Annotated in this window: 14 protein-coding genes; 8 read left to right on the top strand and 6 right to left on the bottom strand. The window is 68.4% G+C overall.

Annotated elements, in window-relative coordinates; genetic code table 11:
- Positions 1 to 64: 64 nt before the first annotated feature.
- Positions 65 to 1204, bottom strand: coding sequence for a mandelate racemase/muconate lactonizing enzyme family protein (locus ACWGID_RS14965; RefSeq protein ID WP_452197028.1), 1140 nt, complete (start codon positions 1202 to 1204; stop codon positions 65 to 67).
- A gap of 147 nt (positions 1205 to 1351) precedes the next feature.
- Here ACWGID_RS14965 and ACWGID_RS14970 point away from each other — a divergent pair, with 147 nt between their 5' ends.
- The 6 genes from ACWGID_RS14970 (at position 1352) to ACWGID_RS14995 (ending at position 10230) form a co-directional block, all read left to right on the top strand.
- Complete coding sequence (locus tag ACWGID_RS14970; RefSeq protein WP_452197029.1) at positions 1352 to 2326, top strand: LacI family DNA-binding transcriptional regulator; 975 nt, start codon at positions 1352 to 1354, stop codon at positions 2324 to 2326.
- Positions 2327 to 2392: 66 nt separating this feature from the next.
- A complete protein-coding gene (locus ACWGID_RS14975; RefSeq protein ID WP_452197030.1) occupies positions 2393 to 3787 on the top strand; it encodes an ABC transporter substrate-binding protein in 1395 nt (464 codons plus the stop codon).
- Complete coding sequence (locus tag ACWGID_RS14980; RefSeq protein WP_452197031.1) at positions 3784 to 4722, top strand: carbohydrate ABC transporter permease; 939 nt, start codon at positions 3784 to 3786, stop codon at positions 4720 to 4722. Before ACWGID_RS14975 ends, ACWGID_RS14980 begins: the two co-directional genes overlap by 4 nt.
- A complete protein-coding gene (locus tag ACWGID_RS14985) occupies positions 4719 to 5600 on the top strand; it encodes a carbohydrate ABC transporter permease (RefSeq protein WP_452197032.1) in 882 nt (293 codons plus the stop codon). Before ACWGID_RS14980 ends, ACWGID_RS14985 begins: the two co-directional genes overlap by 4 nt.
- A complete protein-coding gene (locus ACWGID_RS14990) occupies positions 5600 to 7924 on the top strand; it encodes a hypothetical protein (protein ID WP_452197033.1) in 2325 nt (774 codons plus the stop codon). The genes ACWGID_RS14985 and ACWGID_RS14990 overlap by 1 nt, the downstream gene beginning before the upstream one ends.
- Positions 7921 to 10230, top strand: a complete 2310-nt coding sequence (locus ACWGID_RS14995; protein ID WP_452197034.1) for a hypothetical protein — start codon at positions 7921 to 7923, stop codon at positions 10228 to 10230. Before ACWGID_RS14990 ends, ACWGID_RS14995 begins: the two co-directional genes overlap by 4 nt.
- Before the next feature lies 1 nt (position 10231).
- Here the strand turns inward: ACWGID_RS14995 and ACWGID_RS15000 are convergent, their stop codons facing one another.
- Complete coding sequence (locus tag ACWGID_RS15000) at positions 10232 to 11278, bottom strand: hypothetical protein (protein ID WP_452197035.1); 1047 nt, start codon at positions 11276 to 11278, stop codon at positions 10232 to 10234.
- 3 nt (positions 11279 to 11281) lie between these two features.
- Entirely contained in the window at positions 11282 to 11929 is a 648-nt protein-coding gene (locus ACWGID_RS15005; RefSeq protein WP_452197036.1) for a hypothetical protein, read from the bottom strand.
- Positions 11930 to 12078: 149 nt separating this feature from the next.
- On the opposite strand from ACWGID_RS15005, the gene ACWGID_RS15010 reads away from it, so the two are divergent.
- Both ACWGID_RS15010 and ACWGID_RS15015 read left to right on the top strand, forming a co-directional pair.
- Positions 12079 to 13515, top strand: coding sequence for a GuaB1 family IMP dehydrogenase-related protein (locus ACWGID_RS15010; RefSeq protein ID WP_452197037.1), 1437 nt, complete (start codon positions 12079 to 12081; stop codon positions 13513 to 13515).
- 378 nt (positions 13516 to 13893) lie between these two features.
- Positions 13894 to 14877: a helix-turn-helix transcriptional regulator gene (locus ACWGID_RS15015; protein ID WP_452197038.1), complete on the top strand. Its 984-nt coding sequence runs from the start codon at positions 13894 to 13896 to the stop codon at positions 14875 to 14877.
- Between the two features lie 13 nt (positions 14878 to 14890).
- On the opposite strand, the gene proS is transcribed toward ACWGID_RS15015, so the two are convergent.
- From proS to ACWGID_RS15030, 3 genes are all read right to left on the bottom strand, one after another.
- A complete protein-coding gene (gene proS / locus ACWGID_RS15020; RefSeq protein WP_452197039.1) occupies positions 14891 to 16303 on the bottom strand; it encodes a proline--tRNA ligase in 1413 nt (470 codons plus the stop codon).
- Between the two features lie 93 nt (positions 16304 to 16396).
- Positions 16397 to 18613, bottom strand: a complete 2217-nt coding sequence (locus ACWGID_RS15025; RefSeq protein ID WP_452197040.1) for an NADP-dependent isocitrate dehydrogenase — start codon at positions 18611 to 18613, stop codon at positions 16397 to 16399.
- Between the two features lie 67 nt (positions 18614 to 18680).
- A complete protein-coding gene (locus tag ACWGID_RS15030) occupies positions 18681 to 19343 on the bottom strand; it encodes a pentapeptide repeat-containing protein (protein WP_452197041.1) in 663 nt (220 codons plus the stop codon).
- Positions 19344 to 19477: the final 134 nt, after the last annotated feature.

Consider the following 19477-nt stretch of genomic DNA (forward strand, 5'->3'; position numbering starts at 1 on the left):
GTGTTCGGCCGGTGCGTTATCCACAGGCGTTGCAGTTTCCTGCAACGCCGTACCGCTGGTGGTGTTACCAGTTGGTGTAGGAGTTGTCGGGGCGGTGGAGGGTGGGGAGGGGGCGGGGGTTGGCGGTGTGGGCTCGGGCTCGGGGGCGGTCGATGTCTATGCCTAGGCCGGGGAGGGTGGTGGGGTGGACTCGGCCGGGGGTGATGGTGGGGAGGTGGGTGAAGAAGGACGCCAGTTCGGGGTCGGGGGCGGCCTGGTGTTCCTGGATGACGGCAGTCGGGGTGGCGAGGTTGAGGTGCAGGGATGATGCCGCGGTCACCGGGCCGAGGGGGTTGTGGGTGGCGAGTTTGATGTGGTGGGTTTCGCAGGCGGCCGTGATCTTGCGGGCCTCGGTGAGGCCGCCGGCGATGGCGATGTCGACGCGGGCGTAGTCGATCAGTTCGTTCTCGAGGAGCGGCGCGAACTCCCACTTCGACGCGAACTGTTCCCCGGCCGCCAGCGGTACGCCGGTTCGCGCGCGCAGCATGCGGTACGAGTCGGGGTGCTCGGCGCGGAGTGCGTCCTCGACGAAGTACGGGCGGGCGGACTCGATCTCGCGGCAGAGGGTGACCGCTTCGGGTGGGTCGAGGCGGGTGTGGACGTCGAGGATGAGCTCGATCTCGTCGCCGACGACATCGCGGACCTCGTGGAACAGCCGGATCGATTCCCGCAGGGTACGTCGTTCGTCGAGCACGTCGGCGTCGTGCGGGACGGAGAAGCGCAGATGCCGCCACCCGTCGGACACCAGCGCCCGGCAGCGGTCGAGGAAGCGCGGGCGATCGGCCATCCCGTCACCGACGTGCACGTAGCAGGGCACGTGATCACGCACCGCACCGCCGAGCAGTTGGTGCACCGGTACGCCGTACGCCTTGCCGCGGATGTCCCACAGTGCGACGTCGATCGCAGCGATCGCGGACGCGATGACACGGTCGGCGGGGTAGAAGCCGGAGCGGAACATCAGCTGCCACAGGTGCTCGGTGCGCAGCGGGTCCTCGCCGACGATCAGTGCGCCGAGGTGTTCGAGGGCGCCGGCGGCGGCCCGTTGGCGGGAGCGGAGCCCGACCTCGCCGATGCCGTGGATGCCCTCGTCGGTGTCGACCGCGACGAGCATCATCGCGTCGCCGCGGTCGGGGAGGGTGAGTACTTCCCAGCCGGTGATCTTCATGTGGCCTCTGCTCTGTTTCAGGAACGTTGTCATTGGACGATAAGTCAAGAACGGCACGGTGTGCCAGAGGGTGGGAACCGAACTGTTGACACAACCAGGAACGATTGCAAACATGTTTCAACGCTCGGCGAGGACAAGGAGATCCGGATGGCCGCCACGGTCAGGGAAGTCGCGCAGCTGGCGGGTGTCTCCCCGTCGACGGTGTCCCGGGTCTTCACCGCGCCGGACCAGGTGCAAGAGGCGACCCGGCAGAAGGTGACCGACGCCGCCCGGCAGCTCGGGTACCGGCCGGACCCGGCGGCCCGGACGCTGCGCAGCGGCCGGACCGAGTCACTCGGCCTGGTCGTCCCGGACATCGCGAACCCGTTCTTCCCGCCGATCGTCAAGGCGATGCAGGCCCGGGCCCGCAACCACGGGTACACGCTGCTGGTCGCGGACTGCGACGAGCGCGAGGCCGACGAGCTGGAGACGATCGACGCGATCGTGAAGAAGGTCGACGGTCTGGTGCTCTGGGCATCGACCTTGTCGGACGGCCGGCTGCTCGAGCTGGCCGCCGAGATCCCGCTGGTGCTGGTGAACCGGCACGTCCCGGGCATCCCGGAGCTGCAGATCTCGCTGGCGTCGGGGATCAGCCAGGCCGCCGAGCACCTGCGCGCGCTCGGTCACACGAGCTGTGTGTTCGTGAACTGCTCGCGGCCGGAACACCTGCGGGGTAAGACGATAAGAGAATCCTTCGACGCGCAGGGGCTCTCGGTCGTCGAGCTCGGCCCCTACGAACCACGCTTCGAGACCGGCCTGCACGCGGCCACGCTGGCGATCGCGAACGGCGCGACCGCCATCCTGGCGCACAACGACCTGGTGGCGATCGGTGTCCTGCACCGGTTGGCCGGCGCCGGGGTGGACGTGCCCGGCCAGGTCAGCGTGATCGGCATCGACGACACCTTGCTGGCCGGTCTGTCGATCCCTGCCCTCACCACGATCCGGATCTCGCCGCAGACGGTGGCCACCCATGCCACCGATCTGATCGTCGAGACGATCACCGGCTCGGGACCACGGTCCGTCGAGGTCGGCTCCCGGCTGATCCCCCGAGCTTCAACCGGTCCCGCGCCGCTCGGCGCCTGACCCACCGCACGACCCGGTAGTACGGCGAGGTTCCTCGCCGTACCGATCCTTCATGGAGACATTCAGATGGCTACACCGTTGCGTGTTCGTGCTGCCCTGGTGGCGGCGGCGACCGGTCTCGTTCTGACCGGCTGCGCGGGCATGACCCCAGCTAAGAACGAGACCACAAGCGGGCAGGACGGGCAGGACGTCGTACTGCGGGTGCAAGGGATGCCCGCGCCGACTGACGCGGCCGCGCTGGCGCAGTTCAAGCGGCTCGTGCAGGACTTCCAGGCGAAGAACCCCGGGATCACGATCGAGGGCACCGAGAACCGGTGGGACCCGCTGACGTTCTCCGCCAAGCTGGCCGGTAAGACGATCGAGGACGTCATCCAGGTCCCGCTGACCGAGCCGCAGGGTCTGATCGCCCGCAAGCACGTCCAGCCGATCACCGATCAGCTGAAGCAGTGGAGTCACTACCAGGAGTTCAACCCGCAGGTGCTGCAGCCGTTGAGCGACAGCGCGGGACAGGTGTACGGGATTCCGCAGGCGCCGTTCGCGCAGGGCCTGGTGTACAACCGGAAGCTCTTCACCCAGGCGGGTCTGGACCCGGACAAGCCGCCGGCGACGTGGGACGAGGTCCGCGCGGCCGCGAAGGTGATCGCGGCGAAGACCGGCAAGGCCGGGTTCGTGCACGAGTCCAAGGGCAACACCGGCGGCTGGCAGCTGACCATGCTCGCCTACACCCACGGCGGCCCGATGCAGACCGAGCGGGACGGCAAGTTCGTTGCCACGGTCAACGACCAGCCGACCAAGGCGTCGCTCGAGTTGCTGAAGGCGATGCGCTGGACGGACAACTCGATGGGCCAGAACCAGCTGATGGACCAGGACGACGTGGTCAAGCAGTTCGCGGCCGGCCAGGTCGGCATGTTCATGGGTACGCCGGGCACGTACAAGCTGGCCAAGACCAAGTTCGGGATGAAGGACACTGCCGACTACGGCGTCACGTCGCTGCCGCAGGCCGGCGGGAACGCGACGCTCGGTGGTGCCGAGGTGTTCATGGTGCCCGCGTCGGTGCCGAAGGAGAAGGTCGACGCCGCGGTGAAGTGGCTGCTGTTCGCGCAGGCCGAGCCGCAGTACGACCCGGCGATCGCCGCCGAGCGGGCGAAGGAACTCGCGAAGGATCCGAAGGCCGCGGTCGGCGTACCGACGCTGCCGATGTTCAGCACGGCGCAGCAGGACAAGATCAACGCGGCGATCAAGCCGTCGGTGAACGTCGAGCTCGAACACTTCAAGCCCTGGCTGGACGGTACGCCGAAGCTCGCGCTCAAGCCCGAGCCGCCGGTCGCCGCGCAGAAGCTCTACACGATCCTCGACACAGTGGTGCAGTCCGTCCTCACCAAGCGCGACGCCAACGTGGACGCGTTGCTCACCAAGGCGCAGGCCGACGCGGACAAGATGCTCGCCGCGGAGCAGAAGTGACCACTCTGCTGGAGCGCCGGGAGGCTGCCCCCACCAAACCCACGGTGGCGGCGGCGTCCCGGCGCCGGGCGGGACTGCGCCGGGAGCTGCTCGGCCTGGTCTTCCTCGCGCCCGCGCTGCTGGTGTTCGGCCTGTTCTCGTGGTGGCCGATCCTGCGCGGCCTGCTGATCTCCTTCCAGGAAACCAATCTGGTCGACCCCGCGGTCTGGGTAGGGCTGGAGAACTTCCAGACGGTCCTGTCCGATCCGCTGGTCGGCAAGGCGCTGACGAACACCTTGCTGTTCGTCGGACTCGGCCTCGTCATCGGCTTTCCTGCCCCGATCGTCCTCGCGGCGGTGATGTCGACGGTACGTCGTTTCGCCGGCCTCTACCGCGTCGTCGTGTACCTGCCGGTCGTCGTACCGCCCGTCGTCGCGATCCTGTTGTGGAAGTGGTTCTACGACCCGGGATCCGGCCTGTTCAACCAGCTGCTCGGTCTCGTCGGCCTCGGCCCGTACCCGTGGTTGCAGTCGCCGCAGACGGCGATGCTGAGTCTGGTGCTCGAGGCAACGTGGGCGGGAATGGGCGGTGCCGCACTCATCTACCTCGCCGCGATGACCGGCGTACCGACGGAGCTCTACGAAGCGGCCGAGAGTGACGGCGCCGGGATCTGGCGACGGATCTGGCACGTGCTGCTGCCGCAGCTGCGACCGGTGATCGGGCTGCTCCTGCTGTTGCAGCTGATCGGCACGATCCAGGTGTTCACCGAGCCGTACATCTTCACCCAGGGCGGTCCGGACGACGCCACGCTCACCGTCCTGCTGCTGATCTTCCGGTACGCGTTCCAGGACGGCCGGTACGGGCAGGCCGCCGCGTTGTCGGTGCTGCTCGCGATCGTTCTCGCTGTGCTGTCCGCGGTCTACCTCCGCCTGACCAGAAGCTGGAGCACCAAGTGAGCGAGCCGATGACGACGTTCACGTCGAGCAACGACCTGCGCCGACCGGGTACGGCGTTCGCGCTGCGGGCCATCCAGGTGCTCACCCTGCTGGGCCTGGTGGCCATCGGGGTGGGACCGCTGTTCTGGACCGTGAAGGGTGCGGTGTCGCCGCCCACCGAGATGATCACGCATCCGCTCCGGCTGTGGCCGGCCGAGGCGGAGCTGGACAACTTCGCCCGCGCCTTCACCGAGCTCGGCGTCGGTCATTACCTGGCCAACACCGTCCAGGTCGTGATCGGTTCCTGGGCCGTGCAGTTGGTGGTGGCGATGACCGCCGGGTTCGCGTTCGCGGTGATCCGCCCGCGGATCGGCCGCTACGTGTACGGCGCCATTCTCGCGACCATGTTCGTGCCGTACACCGTGTCGCTGGTCAGCCTGTTCCTCACCGTCCTGGACGTCCCGCTGCTGCACCTGAACCTGCTCGATACATACTGGGCGATCTGGCTGCCGGCCGGCGCGAACGCCTTCAACGTGCTGCTGGCGACCCGGTTCTTCGAAGCCCTCCCACAAGAGCTGTACGACGCCGCGAAGGTCGACGGCGCGAGCACCTGGCAACTCCTGACCAAGATCGTGCTGCCGATGAGCCGGCCGGTGATCGCGGTGATCAGCCTGCTGGCGATCATGCACTCCTGGAAGGAGTTCATCTGGCCGCTCGTCGTGATCTCCGACCCGAAGCTGCAGCCGATCAGCGTCGCGCTGGCCAACCTGGTCGACTCCGCGCCGCTGGACGAGCTGATCGCCGCGATGGCGATGGCGCTCGCGCCGCCGGTGCTCGTCTTCCTCGTCCTGCAGCGGTACGTCGTGGCCGGCCTCGGCTTCACGGGGGTGAAGGGCTGATGATTCGCAGACGAACCGTCCTCGGTGGCGCCGTCGCCGCGACCGTCATCGGTACGACGACGAGTCCGGCGTACGCGGCCGACGTACAGATCGCCGACTCGGCGACGAGTCCGACGATCGTCCTGGTCGCCGTCGCTGACGCGGGCGGTGTGCCGGGGCACGTGAAGGTGCTCGACGGCGGTGGGGTGCAGCGTTTCGATTTGACCACCTTCGAGTACGCGTACATGTCCGGCACGGACAAGATCGTCCAGCGGACCACCGGCATCACGTCGATCGAGTCCACGAGCGCGACCCAGTTCGTCATCACCTACACGGCACCGATCGGTCAGGTCGTCGGCACGTTCACCGTCGGGTTGCGGAAGGCCCGTATCCGTTGGGATGTCAGCAGTGTGACGAACCTGCGCACCGACAGTTTCCGCATCGCCCGCGTCGTCACGGGTACGGCGACCGAGCACTACGACCCGGTGGCGTTGTGGAACCGCGACCGCGATCCCTCCACGGGTGCGCTGCGCGGCGGCGTACCGTTCGAGACGACCAACGGTGTCTGCTACTCCTACACCTGGTCGGACGCCCGTGCGGTCATCCGCGTCCCGCAGAGCACTGTTGCCTTCAGCACCGGTGGTTACCTGCATGCGGTCGGTGACGCGGCCGGCTTCGTCGAGAGCACGATCGTCCTCGGTGTGATGCGGCCGCACTCGGCCGGCGTGATCGCCCGCGACGGCGACCTCGGCATCGACCTGTGGACCGACCAACCGTTCAACCTGTGGAACACCGGCGGATCCCGGACCGTCAACCTCCAGGTCGTCAACGCGGCCCTGACCAGTCGAACGGTGCGCGTCGACTGGGTAGCGCGAGACTGGAACGGCGGGACGACCTCCGGTACGACGAGCGGCTCGGTCGGCGCCCGCGGCGTCTGGAACGCGAACTTCGCGGTCACCCTCGGCGCCCGCGACATCCGCTTCGTCGAGGCGGTCGTGTACGACGGCACGACGGAGGCCGCGTTCGCCCGGACGACGCTGTCCGTGCTGTCGACGTACACCTACGGCGACACCGAGCAGAGCACGTTCGGGATGGGGAACTTCGCCTACCTGGAGGAGCCGTCGAGCAGCGACGTACTCGGGCTGCTGCAACTCGTCGGCATGAAATGGATCCGCACCGCCTACCGCGCCTACAACGGGTACGTCGCCTCGCCCGGGCCGACCGTGGACGCACTGGACCAAGACGGATTCCTGCACAACCTGCAACTCGCACGGGACCTCCCCTGGGGCGGTACGACGTCTGCCGCGTGGGCCGACGACATGGTCGGTCGCGCGATGTACTCCGGCGCCCGCTACTACGAGTGCGCCAACGAACTGAACCTCACCGCGGCCGACAAAACGCCGGCGCAGTACGTCGCCGACGTCCTGCAACCGTTGCGGACAGCAATGACCAGCAAGGGCGCGACGTTCAAGGTGATGACCTGCGGGCTGGCCGGATATCCCGAGCAGTGGATCCAGGACTTCGGCGCCGCCGGCGGGTGGAATCACGTCGACGTACTCGCGTACCACCCGGGCCGCGGCAACTACACCGCCGACTACGAACCATCCGAGCCGTGGTCGAACGAGACCCGCTGGAACTTCCTCGGCACCCTGAAGAAGGCCCGCGCCCAAGCCGATGCCGCCGGCAACAAGGAACTCTGGCTCACCGAGGCGTACGCCGGAACGCTGCCGAACCGCTGGTGGACCGACACCTATCGCAACGCCGCGGAGAACGTCCTGCTGCAGCTGGCCCTGGCCAAGGTGCACGGAGTCCGGGGCGTCACGTGGTACACCCTGAACGACTCGATCCAGCAGCAGCCGATGGAGGCCGACCCGGACAGCGTCGAATACCACCACGGCCTGCTGCACCGTGACCTCGGCGCGAAGCCCTCACTGCTGGCGTTCGCGACCGCCGCTCGTTGGCTCGACCAATCGACTTGGCTCGGTTGGGCCGACCTCGGTGATCCGGACCTGTTCGGTCTGGTCTTCTCGACACCGACCGGCAAGGTCAACCTGCTGTGGTCCCGCAAGGACGGCTACGTCCTGAACGACGACCCGAACCGGCGGATCGCGAGCAGCACCGCGTACTACCGCACTCCCGAACCGTGGGAGGACCTGTGGCCCACCAAGACGAACGTCACCGTCCCGACCCCGGCCTCGAGCACCAGCGTCCGCGAGCTGAACTGCCTCGGCATGGACGTCGCCACACACCAAGCAGTCAACGCGCAGGTCACCGTCACCCTGGACGGCTCGCCGCGCATCTTCATCGGTCTAGCCCTGCCCCTGACCACCGGAGGAACGCCATGACAGAACAAGAATCCATCCAGTCCAGGCCGACCCGGCGAACGTTCGTGGCCGGATCGATGGTCGCCGCCGGAGTGGCCGGCGGAATCCTCCCGACGGGCAGCGCGCGGGCCGCGACGGCGTACACGCTCAGCGCGGACGGCATCACGGTCACGGCCGAGACCGACGGCACCATCGTGGTCGGCGACGGGACCGAGCGGATCCGGATCGGGCACTTCCAGGTCAAGGACACCGTGCTCGGCGGGCAGCGATCGTTCGGCGGCAAGCCGTCGCTGGTGACGCTGCCCGACGGGCGGCAGGCGATCCGCGTGGACTACACGATGGGCGCGGCCGCGAAGACCATCACGGTGACCGGGACCTTCGACGTCACCGCGCGGCGGCTGCACATGCGCTGGGACGCGACCAGTTCGAACCAGATGTACCTGAACTCGCAGTTCAGCCGGACCGCCGTGAACCCGACCGCCGCCGAGTACCCGACCGCGGTCACCCGGTGGAACCGCGACGCGGGCGGTGGCGTGCCGTACGAGACCAACGACGGCATGGTCTACACCGAGACCTGGGCGGATACCCGGGCATACTTCCGGCTCGCCTCCAGCCGCCCGGACTGGACGACCGCGTCCTGGATGCACATCGTCGGCACGTACGACGCGCTCGGGGTCCTGCGGCACGAGGCGGATCTCGTGCTCGGCAACCTGCGCGAGGTCGCCGCGAACGCGGCTGCCGTCGGGCGTCCGGTCGGCGTCGACATCTGGACCGATCAGCCGTTCAACCTCTGGTACGAGACCGGCCGGCCGATGCCGCTCAACGTGCAGGTCGTGGCCGGCAGCACGGTCAGCGCGCCAGTGACGCTGAGCTGGTTCGCCCGTGACTTCGACGGTACGACGCTCGCAAGCGGATCGACCGTACTGACGCTGGGGCCGGGCCAGAGCACCGACCAGCGGGTCGTCGTACCGGCGCTGAAGCAGCAGGGCGTGGCGTTCGTGGAGGTGAAGGCGTCGACCGGTGGGGTGGAGGCCTTTGCGCGGACCACGCTCGCCGTACTGCCGTCGTACGCGTACCGCGGCGGTGGGATGTTCGGTATCGCGAACTACCCGTGGTTGCTGAAGCCGAGCAAGGCCGATGTCGCCACGCTGCTGCAGAAGATCGGCGTCGCCTCGGTGCGGATCGCGTACACCGGCGCACCCGGGATCCCGCCCGCCGAGCTCGAGGCGATGGGCATCATGCCGAACATCCAGCACGGTGACGTCGTCTTCGACTCGACGCCCGAACAGGCCAAGGCGTGGGCGGCCGAGTTGGTCGACGTCGTCGTCGACGCCCGCGCGCGGTACTTCGAGGTCGACAACGAACGCAACCAGCCGTGGATGTCCGGCCTGTACGCCGACAAGTACATCCGCGACGGTTTGAAGCCTGTGGTCGACCGGCTCGCTGAGGTCGGGTCCGACGTGAAGGTGATGAACAACGGTCTCGGCGGGATGGACGTCAACTGGGTCGACAGTTTCCACGCGCACGGCGGCTGGGACCTGATCGACGTGTTCGCGTTCCACCCCGGCCGCGGCAACTTCACGCCGGACTACGCGCCGACGCCGGACGAATGGGTGACCGGCTCGAACGGGTCGTACTGGAACTTCCTCGGCGGCGTTCGCGAGGCCAAGCGCCGGATCCGCGAGTACGGCCACAAGGAACTGTGGCTGACCGAGGCCTACGCCTGCACGCGGCCGAACCAGTGGTGGAACGACACCATGCGTCAGGCGGCCGAGAACGTCCTGCTGACGATGGCGCTGGCGAAGGCCGAAGGTGTGGACGGCGTGAACTGGTACCAGTTGCACGACACCACGATCTATCACCCGCAGGAGGCCGACCCGGCGAACCCGGAGTACCACTTCGGCCTGATGAACCGGGACCTCTCGGCGAAGCCGTCGCTGCTCGCGTTCGCGACCGGGACCCGGGTGCTGGAGGAGGCGGAGTTCGTGCGCTGGCTGGACTTCTCGAAGCTCGACAAGCACCTGCAGGGGCTGCTGTTCATGACGCCCGAGGGTCCGCTGTCGATGCTCTGGAGCCGCAAGGACGGATACCTGCTGAACGTGAAGCACGAGGAGGGCAAGCCGTACTACCCGCACCCCGAGGTCTGGGAGGACGACTGGCCGACCAAGACGAACGTCGTCGTACCCGGTGGCGACCTGGTCGAGATCGACTGCATCGGTCGGCACCGCACGCTGACCGGATCGCGGATCAAGCTCACGCTCGACGGCTCCCCTCGGCTGTACCGCGGCCTGTCTGCGCGTCCCGAACAGCAGCTCCGGCTCGCGTGAATCAGCTCTCCGCCACCGGGCTGTCGACAGGTGCCGTCGGTCCTTCAGGAGCGGCACGGTAGGTGTCCAGGGCCGACAGCCCGGGGTAGAAGTCGGAGGTAACGAGGTCACTGACCAACAGCCACATGGCGCGTTCCTCCTCGATGCCGTAGGGGATCCTGAGCCCGAGCGCCTCCGCCAGGGGCCGTCGACCCAGGTTCACCATGGCACGGACCGCGCCGGCCCATTCGTCGGTGGCCTCGATGGCGAGGCGGTACCAGATCGTGGTCAGCAGCAGGAGACCAAGAACCGTCGCGCCAGTCACCCAGGGGCGCGCGGCGACGCCGACCGCGAGGGTCACGACCAGCGCGACGACCACGAGCAGGTGGCCGTAGAGCAGGCAGATGAAGAAGTCGACAGTCATCCGGGCGTCGTCGGTCTGCTTGCGTGCCGCCTCCGGGACGGCGGCGTTGAGCTCGTGCCAGAGCACCTGGGAATCGAGGCGGTACCGGTTGTGCCCGTACTCCTCGAAGCGCCGGATCGCGTTGCCCAGTCGGGTCGGGGCGACCTGCCGATCGTCCAGGGGATAGCGATGCAGCCGCTCCCTGAGCACACCGAGCCAGACCGAGCCCCGCCGGACATCCTCGTCGGCGTACCGGCCGACGACCGGGTGCGCGCGGAAGGCGGCCAGTTTGGGTGCGTCGCCGGTCAGTTGGCCCGCTCGTTCCTGTCGAGCTAGCACCGCGGCGTCAACGCGGTTCCGCAGTAGGTGCTTGGTGGTTAGCTGCCGTCGGAGCCCAGCTTGGGACAGCCGTTTGGGCCAGCCGAGATAGCCCTCCAGGACGCGGTACAGCGGAGTCTGTACCGCGGCCAGGACGAGGCCCAACACGGTGGTGGTGACCAGTCCGGCAATCGCTGCCCGGGCGGCGTCGGTGCCGGTCGTGCCGAATCCGACCAGCGCCGGCGCGGCCACGAATCCGAAGATCAGCACGTTGATCAGGCTGGGTAGGATCCACCCGACCAGCAACGCCCGTCCGCTGCTGAGGGCGCCCTGGAGGATGCCGGTCATCGGCTAGCCGTTTCGCGCAGAACGGCGTACTCGGCGCAGTGCCGCGCGAAACCACGGTTCACGCAGGTTGTCGTACGGGCCGGGGATCTCGTCGGCGCGCCCGGCCGGTACCTCCCCATCGCGCTGCTGCGCGGCGACGGACTCGGCGAAGGCACTGCCACGCGCGCTGAGCTTGTCGGTTTCCAAGAACCAAGGACCTGGTGGACGGGCCCCGATCCGATCCGAAAGATCCTGCGCCTCGGCCGTGGTGTCGTTCGCGGGTCGGTCAGGCCGCTCGACGCGTTGCCGAACATAGGCGTCGAGGTACTCGTGGGCAAGTCCGAGCAACTCGGTGGACTCGCTCCGGACATCCCGGGTGAACGGGAGGCGCGCGGTCTCGCGCGCCTGCAGGATTGCGCCGAGGGCGACACGCAGATCAGATGAGTCCTCCGGATCCTGAGCAGCCAGACCGGCCAACTGCTCCAGGATCGGCTGAACCTCGGCCTCGACTTGCCGCATGACGACCTCGAGCTCGAACCGGTCGGCTGCAAATTGCTCTGACTCGGACCGAACGGGCCGGCTGCCGAATCCGTAGCCGTACCCACGCAGGCGCCTGACAGCTATCGCCACAGTCGTCCGCGCCACCTGGATCGCATCGTCAGCCTCATCCATGCGAACTGACTGTACTGGCATGGGGACTGTCAGTTCGCGTGTCTGCAGCTTGCTGCCATACCTACTCGGGCCAGCTGTCACCGGCCTTGTTCGGGTCTGGTGGGTCTGGCAGGCTGGTCAGGTTTGTACTCGGGCGGAAGGGGTCTGCTATGCGGTTTCATCAGGATCGGGAGCCGGACGGGGACCTGACGTTCAGTGATGTGTTCCTGGTGCCGAATCGGTCCCGGGTGACGTCGCGGCTGGACGTCGATCTGTCGACGAGTGACGGGACCGGGGCCTCGATTCCGGTGGTGGCGGCGAACATGACCGCCGTGTCGGGGCGGCGGATGGCCGAGACGATCGCCCGGTGTGGTGGGCTGGCGGTGATTCCGCAGGACATCCCGGTGGACGTGGTGGCCGAGGTGGTTGCCTGGATCAAGCAACGGGACCCTGTGCACGACACCGCGCTGACGCTGCCGCCGACCGGGACGGTGGGGGAGGCGCTCAACCTGCTGCCGAAGCGGAACCACGGCGCGGTCGTCGTTGTCGACCACGGCCGGCCGGTCGGGGTGGTGACCGAGGCGGACTGTGCGGGTGCCGACCGGTTCACCCAGCTGGACGCGATCATGTCGCGCGAGTTGCTGACGGTGCCCGAAGGGATCGACCCCGAGGCCGCGTTCAACCAGCTCCACGAAGGCCGGCACCGGCTCGCGCCCGTGGTGGACGCGGGCGGGCAGATCGTCGGCATCCTCACCCGCCAGCGCGCCCTCCGCGCCACGCTCTACGACCCCGCCCTGGACGCGAACGGCAAGCTGCGCGTGGCCGCCGCGATCGGGATCAACGGTGACGCCGAGCAGAAGGCCAAGGCGCTGCTCGACGTCGGCGTCGACGTACTGGTCATCGACACCGCGCATGGTCACCAGGAGCGGATGCTGGAGGTGGTCGAACGTGTTCGCGCCCTCGGCCCGAAGGTGCCGATCGTGGCTGGCAACGTCGTCACCGCCGAGGGCGTCACCGATCTGGTGAACGCGGGCGCAGACATCGTGAAGGTCGGCGTCGGTCCCGGCGCGATGTGTACGACCCGGATGCAGACCGCAGTCGGCCGGCCACAGTTCTCCGCGGTCCTCGAGTGCGCGACCCGGGCGCGGGAGCTCGGCAAACACGTCTGGGCGGACGGCGGCGTACGGCATCCTCGTGACGTCGCGCTGGCCCTCGCCGCGGGTGCGTCGAGCGTGATGATCGGGTCCTGGTTCGCCGGGACGTACGAGTCACCCGGCGACCCGCACCGGGACAGCCAGGGGCGGATCTACAAGGAGAGCTTCGGGATGGCCTCGGCCCGCGCGGTCCGGTCCCGGACCGCCGAGGACTCGCCGTTCCAGCGGGCCCGGAAGAGCATCTTCGAGGAGGGCATCTCGACCGCCCGGATGTACCTCGACCCGGAGCGCCCGAGCGTGGAAGACCTGCTGGACTCGATCGTCTCCGGCATCCGCAGCTCCTGCACGTACGTCGGGGCCGCGACCCTCGCCGAGTACCACGACCGTGCCGTCGTCGGGCTCCAGACCGCCGCCGGGTACTCCGAGGGCAAGCCGCTCAACACCAGTTGGTAGCCGTCGCCTGTCTCACCCGCCGGGTGAGGTTCGCGACTCCCCAAGTTCATGCGCCGGGCGATGGTCACCGGTCGCCTTCGGTGGCACGGTGTTGTGACAAGGGGGAGGGAGGGCATCGGGCGATCCGTCGGGGGGTCGGAGATCTCGTGGGGGCACGGGACCGATCGACGCGGGGGTCTCACTGTTACCGGTGCCCTACTCGTGGTCGTGGGCGGTGTTGAAGAGTTCGGCCGAGGCTTGGGAGGGCGACTCGGGAGCTCGTTCCACCGCCCGCGACTGCTGCCTTGATCCGGGCAGTCCACCGATCTGCTTGGCAAGTCGCCGGGTACGGCGGCATAGTCGAGGGATCGATGCTGCACGGGTATGGGGAGCCGGGGCGTGGACGCAGACAAGGGTGCCCCGCTACGGGTTGACGCGGAGACCGCGATCATCCTGCGCGAGGCGTACCACAAGATCGAGGCGCTCTTCCGATCCGACCACTACGGCCTGTACGACTATGTCCGGGTGGTGGCCGGGAAGGTCGCGCCCGTCGACGCGTTCTTCGTCGGGTTCCTGCAGGGCGCCAGCCGGGTCCGCTACCCGTACGGGTACGACGACGGCCACTACGTCACTCCGGACACCCATATCTTCGGTCCGAACGGTCAGACCGCCTGGCTGGTGAAGCACCGGCAGACGTACCGGTTTGCCTACGACAACGGGTCCGCGCTGCATGCCGGCGTACCGGTGGGGCCGGTCGGACGGCGGTCCGAGGACGCGGTGACGGTGCCGATCTTCCGGGCGGCGAAGGACGGGCCCGACCAGCTGTTCGGGCTGCTGTCGATGCAGAGCTACACACCCAAGGCGTACGACGACAACGCGATCCGGGCGTTCGAGTGGTTGTGCGAGGTGGTGGAGCGCGTCCTGACCCGTGAGGGCGAGGACCGGCAGGCGCTGCGCCGGCTGCCGGCCGGGGACATCGGGCCGAACCTGCTGACGTCGGACCACGTGATGGAGTACCTGACGCACCGGGTGGCGTCGATCCGGGAGATCGCGGCCGAGGCGTTGCAGGAGCCCGACGTGAGCGCGGGCGTCCACACGCATCTGGAACGGATCATGAACGCCACCGAGCACATCCAGTCCGAGCTGATCGAGATGCTGATGGAGACCGACGAGGGGCCGGAGCGCCGGTTCAGCAGTCTCACCAAGGCGCAGCAGGGGGTCGCCGTACTGCTCGCCGACGGCCTCGACAACGACCAGCTCGCCGCGGAACTCGGCGTCAGCCTGAACACGGTCAAGACCCACCTGAGCGCGATCCTCCGCAAATACGGCCTCCGCAACCGAGCCCAAGCCGCCGACGACGTCCGCCGCTACCTGGCCCGCTGACCCTGTACGACGTTCAGTAGGAGCGGGCCACGTACGCGGTCAGGTGGGGTTCATTGTCTCCAATGGGCAATGAACCGTCCTGGCGCTGCAGGCAACGGACGGTCATGCCGGCCTCGGCCAGGCGATCCTCGCCCGCCTCGCCGACGGCGTCGTACGGCAGGCTCGCCCAGCCCGCGGCCGCCGCTTCCACGGCCTCCTCGACTGTCGCCACCGCGGTGATCCGGGAAGCTTGGCGAGCGGCTGCCTCGGCCAGCAGGTGCGCCTGGTCGTCCTCGATTGCCGCCGTGACGGTCGACGTCAGCTCTGCCAGCCGCACCGCGGACTTGGCCGAGCCCCGCAGCCGGCGTACGACGGTTGCGCTGTCGTCGGCCAGATCACGCGGACCGAGCTCGATCCGGACCGGGACGCCTTTCAGCTCCCAGTTCACCGCGCGCCGACCGAACGGCTGATCGGTACGGTCGTCGACCGTTACCCGCAGTCCGGCAGACTCCAGATCTGCCGCGATCCGTCGGGCCGCCGCGACGGTCTCCTCCTTGATCGCGAGTACGACGACTTGGACCGGCGCGACCGTGGGCGGGACCCGGAGACCGGCCTGGTCGCCGTGCACCATGATCAGGCCGCCGACCATCCGGGTCGTGCTGCCCCACGACGTGGTCCAGGCGAGCTCGCGCTGCCCGTCCCGCGACAGGTACCCGATGTCGAACGCGCGCGCGAAGTTCTGACCGAGCTCGTGGGACGTGCCCATCTGCAGGGCCTTGCCGTCGCCGGTCATCGCCTCCAGCGTCATCGTATTGATGGCGCCGGCGAACCGCTCACGCCGCGTCTTGCGGCCGACGACGACCGGGATCGCGAGTACGTCGACCATGACCTCGCGATAGGCATCGTACAGGATCTTCGTCGCGTAGGCGCGGGCGTCCGCTTCGGAGGCGTGCGCGGTGTGACCCTCCTGCCAGAGGAACTCGGTGGTGCGCAGGAACAGTCGCGGCCGGAGCTCCCAGCGGACGGCGTTGGCCCACTGGTTCAGCAGCAGCGGGAGGTCGCGGTAGCTCTGGACCCATTTCGCCATGTACTCGCCGATCATCGTCTCCGACGTCGGCCGGATCACAGCGGGTTCCTCGAGTTGCTTGCCGCCGGCATGCGTCACCACGGCCAGCTCGGGGCTGAACCCCTCGACGTGCTCGGCCTCGCGCTGCAGGTAGCTCTCGGGGATCAGCAACGGGAAGTAGGCGTTCGCCGCGCCGGTCGCCTTGATCCGGCGGTTCATTGCCTCCTGCAACAGTTCCCAGATCCCGTACCCGTACGGTCGTACGACCATCGTCCCCCGGACCGGCCCGTTGTCGGCGAGCTCGGCTTTGGCAATCACATCCTGGTACCAACGGGGAAAGTCCGTCGCCTGATCGGCGAGCGGGGAACGGGTCGTCTTCATGCTCCCCGAGTGTAGGAGCCGGTTCCACGATGTGCTTCTGAATAAAAGAACGCCCGGTGGTCACGAGGACCACCGGGCGTTGGGTACTACGTTCTACAGCGAGGCCAAGGCGTTGTTCCAGGTTTTGGAGGGGCGCATGATGGCTGCGGCCTTGGCGGGGTCGGGCTGGTAGTAGCCGCCGAGGTCGGCGGGGTTGCCCTGGACGGCGAGGAGTTCGTCGACGATGGTCTGCTCGTTGCTCGCCAGGGTCTCGGCGAGCGGGGCGAAGGCCTTCGCGAGCTCGGCGTCGTCGGTCTGCTTGGCCAGCTCCTGCGCCCAGTACAGCGACAGGTAGAAGTGGCTGCCGCGGTTGTCGATCCCGCCGACGCGCCGGGTCGGCGACTTGTCCTCGTTCAGGAACGTCGCGGTCGCCCGGTCGAGCGTGTCGGCGAGGATCTGCGCCCGCGCGTTGCCGGTCGCCTGCGCCAGGTGCTCGAAGCTCGCGGCCAGCGCGAAGAACTCACCCAGGCTGTCCCAGCGCAGGTAGTTCTCCTTGACCAGCTGCTGCACGTGCTTCGGCGCCGACCCACCCGCGCCGGTCTCGAACAGACCGCCACCGGCCATCAGCGGCACGATCGACAGCATCTTCGCGCTGGTCCCGAGCTCGAGGATCGGGAACAGGTCGGTCAGGTAGTCACGCAGCACGTTGCCGGTCACCGAGATGGTGTCCTCGCCGCGGCGGATCCGCTCCAGCGAGAACGTGATCGCGTCCACCGGCGCCAGGATCCGGATGTCCAGACCCTCGGTGTCGTGGTGGAACAGGTACTCCTGGACCTTCGCGATGATCTGCGCGTCGTGCGCGCGGGTCTCGTCCAGCCAGAAAACCGCCGGGTCGCCGGTGGCGCGGGCCCGGTTGACGGCCAGCTTGACCCAGTCCTGGATCGGGGCGTCCTTGGTCTGGCAGGCCCGGAAGATGTCACCGGCCGAGACCGCTTGCTCGAGGACGACGTCGCCGGCCTGGTTCACCAGTCGCACCGAGCCGGTGGTCTGGATCTCGAAGGTCTTGTCGTGCGAGCCGTACTCCTCGGCCTTCTGCGCCATCAGGCCGACGTTCGGCACCGAGCCCATCGTCGACGGGTCGAACGCACCGTTGGCGCGGCAGTCGTCGAGAACGGCCTGGTAGATCCCGGAGTAGCTGTGGTCCGGCAGTACGGCGAGGGTGTCGGCCTCCGCGCCGTCCGGGCCCCACATGTGCCCCGACGAACGGATCATGGCCGGCATCGACGCGTCGACGATCACGTCCGACGGGACGTGCAGGTTGGTGATGCCCTTGTCCGAGTCGACCATCGCGAGCTTCGGGCCGGCCGCCAGCTCGGCGTCGAAGGAGGCCTTGATCTCGGCGCCCTCGGGCAGCGCGGCGATCCCGTTCAGGATGCCGCCGAGACCGTCGTTCGGGGTCAGGCCGGCCTTGGCGAGGACGTCGCCGTACCGCGCGAAGGTCTCCGGGAAGAACGCCCGGACGACGTGGCCGAAGACGATCGGGTCGGAGACCTTCATCATGGTGGCCTTGAGGTGGATCGAGAACAGCACGTCCTCGGCCTTCGCCCGCGCGACCTGCGCGGTGAGGAACTCGCGGAGCGCGGCCACGTGCAGCACGGAGGCGTCGACGACCTCACCGGCGAGCACCGGGACGGACTCGCGCAGCACCGTGGTGCTGCCGTCGTCGCCGGCCAGCTCGATCCGCAGCGAGTCGTCGGCGGCGATCACGGTGGACTTCTCGGTGGCGCGGAAGTCGTCGTTGTCCATCGTCGCGACGTTGGTCTTGGACTCGGCGGTCCAGGCGCCCATCCGGTGCGGGTGGGTCTTCGCGTAGTTCTTCACCGAGGCGGGGGCGCGGCGGTCCGAGTTGCCCTCGCGCAACACCGGGTTCACCGCGGAGCCCTTGACCTTGTCGTAGCGGGCCTGGATCTCCCGCTCCTCGTCGATCTTCGGCTCGTCCGGGTACTCCGGCAGCGCGTAGCCCTGGGACTGCAGCTCGGCGACCGCGGCCTTCAGCTGCGGGATCGAGGCCGAGACGTTCGGCAGCTTGATGATGTTGGCCGCGGGCGTCTTGGCCAGCTCACCGAGCTCGGTCAGCGCGTCCGCGATCCGCTGGTCGTCCTTGAGGTATTCCGGGAAGACCGCGAGGATCCGGCCGGCCAGTGAGATGTCCCGGGTCTCCACGCCGACACCGGCCTGACCGGCGTACGCCTGGATGACAGGCAGGAACGAGTACGTGGCGAGCGCCGGAGCCTCGTCGGTGTGCGTGTAGATGATCGTCGAGTCAGTCACAGCCCCACCCTAATGGGCGATCCGGCCGGGCCGGCTTCGGCGTGGGCAGGCTCACGCCCAGCGCTCGTCAGGCGAGATCGTCCGGGTGCGCGAGCGTGATCCCGGTCGCGACGGTGACCGCGCTGGTGAAGGCCAGCGTGTCGATCGGGGAGGCCGCCGCGACGGTCGCGCCGGCCAGCGAGGCCAGTCCCTTCGCGCCGTCCCAGGTGCAGTCCACGAACACCGCCTTGGTGGCCTTGACCTGGGAGAACTCGACTCCGGACAGGTCGCAGCGCCGGAACACCGCCCCGGTCAGATCGGCGGAGACGAAGTCGGCGTTCTGCAACCGGCAGTCGGTGAGCTCGACCTTGTGGAACTTCGCGAACCGGAACGAGCCGAAGTCGAGCACGGTGTCGCGGACCGTCACGTGCTGGAACGTCGCCCCGGATCCGGCGAACCCGATCATCCGGGACGCCGTGATCGCGACCCGGGTGAGCGCCGCGTCCGACCAGCGAGCGTTCGCGATATCGCACTGGGCCAGCTCGGTGTCGACCACGATCAGCTTCTCCAGGTCGGACCCGGCCAGCTTGCAGCGGGTCAGCCGGCACCCGCTCACCTCGACGTGCTCGGCCTCCAGATCGCTCAGGTCCACGTCGTCGAGCCCGAGGTCGAGCAACCGCTCCTCGTCCTCGATCTCGTCCGGGAGAGCGGTCTCGAGCTGGGCCCGCAGGCGCGGTACGGCGATCTTCACGCCACCGACCGTAGCGGGCGACGTGGACAGAAGGCGGATCGGCCAGGCAAACCAAAAGCGGGGCCGCCGCACACCCGCGCGGGGGGGGGGGGGGTGTGGGGGTTGGTGTTGTTGGGGGTGGGCCGCAAAAGCGG

The organism is Kribbella sp. NPDC054772, assembly GCF_053611945.1.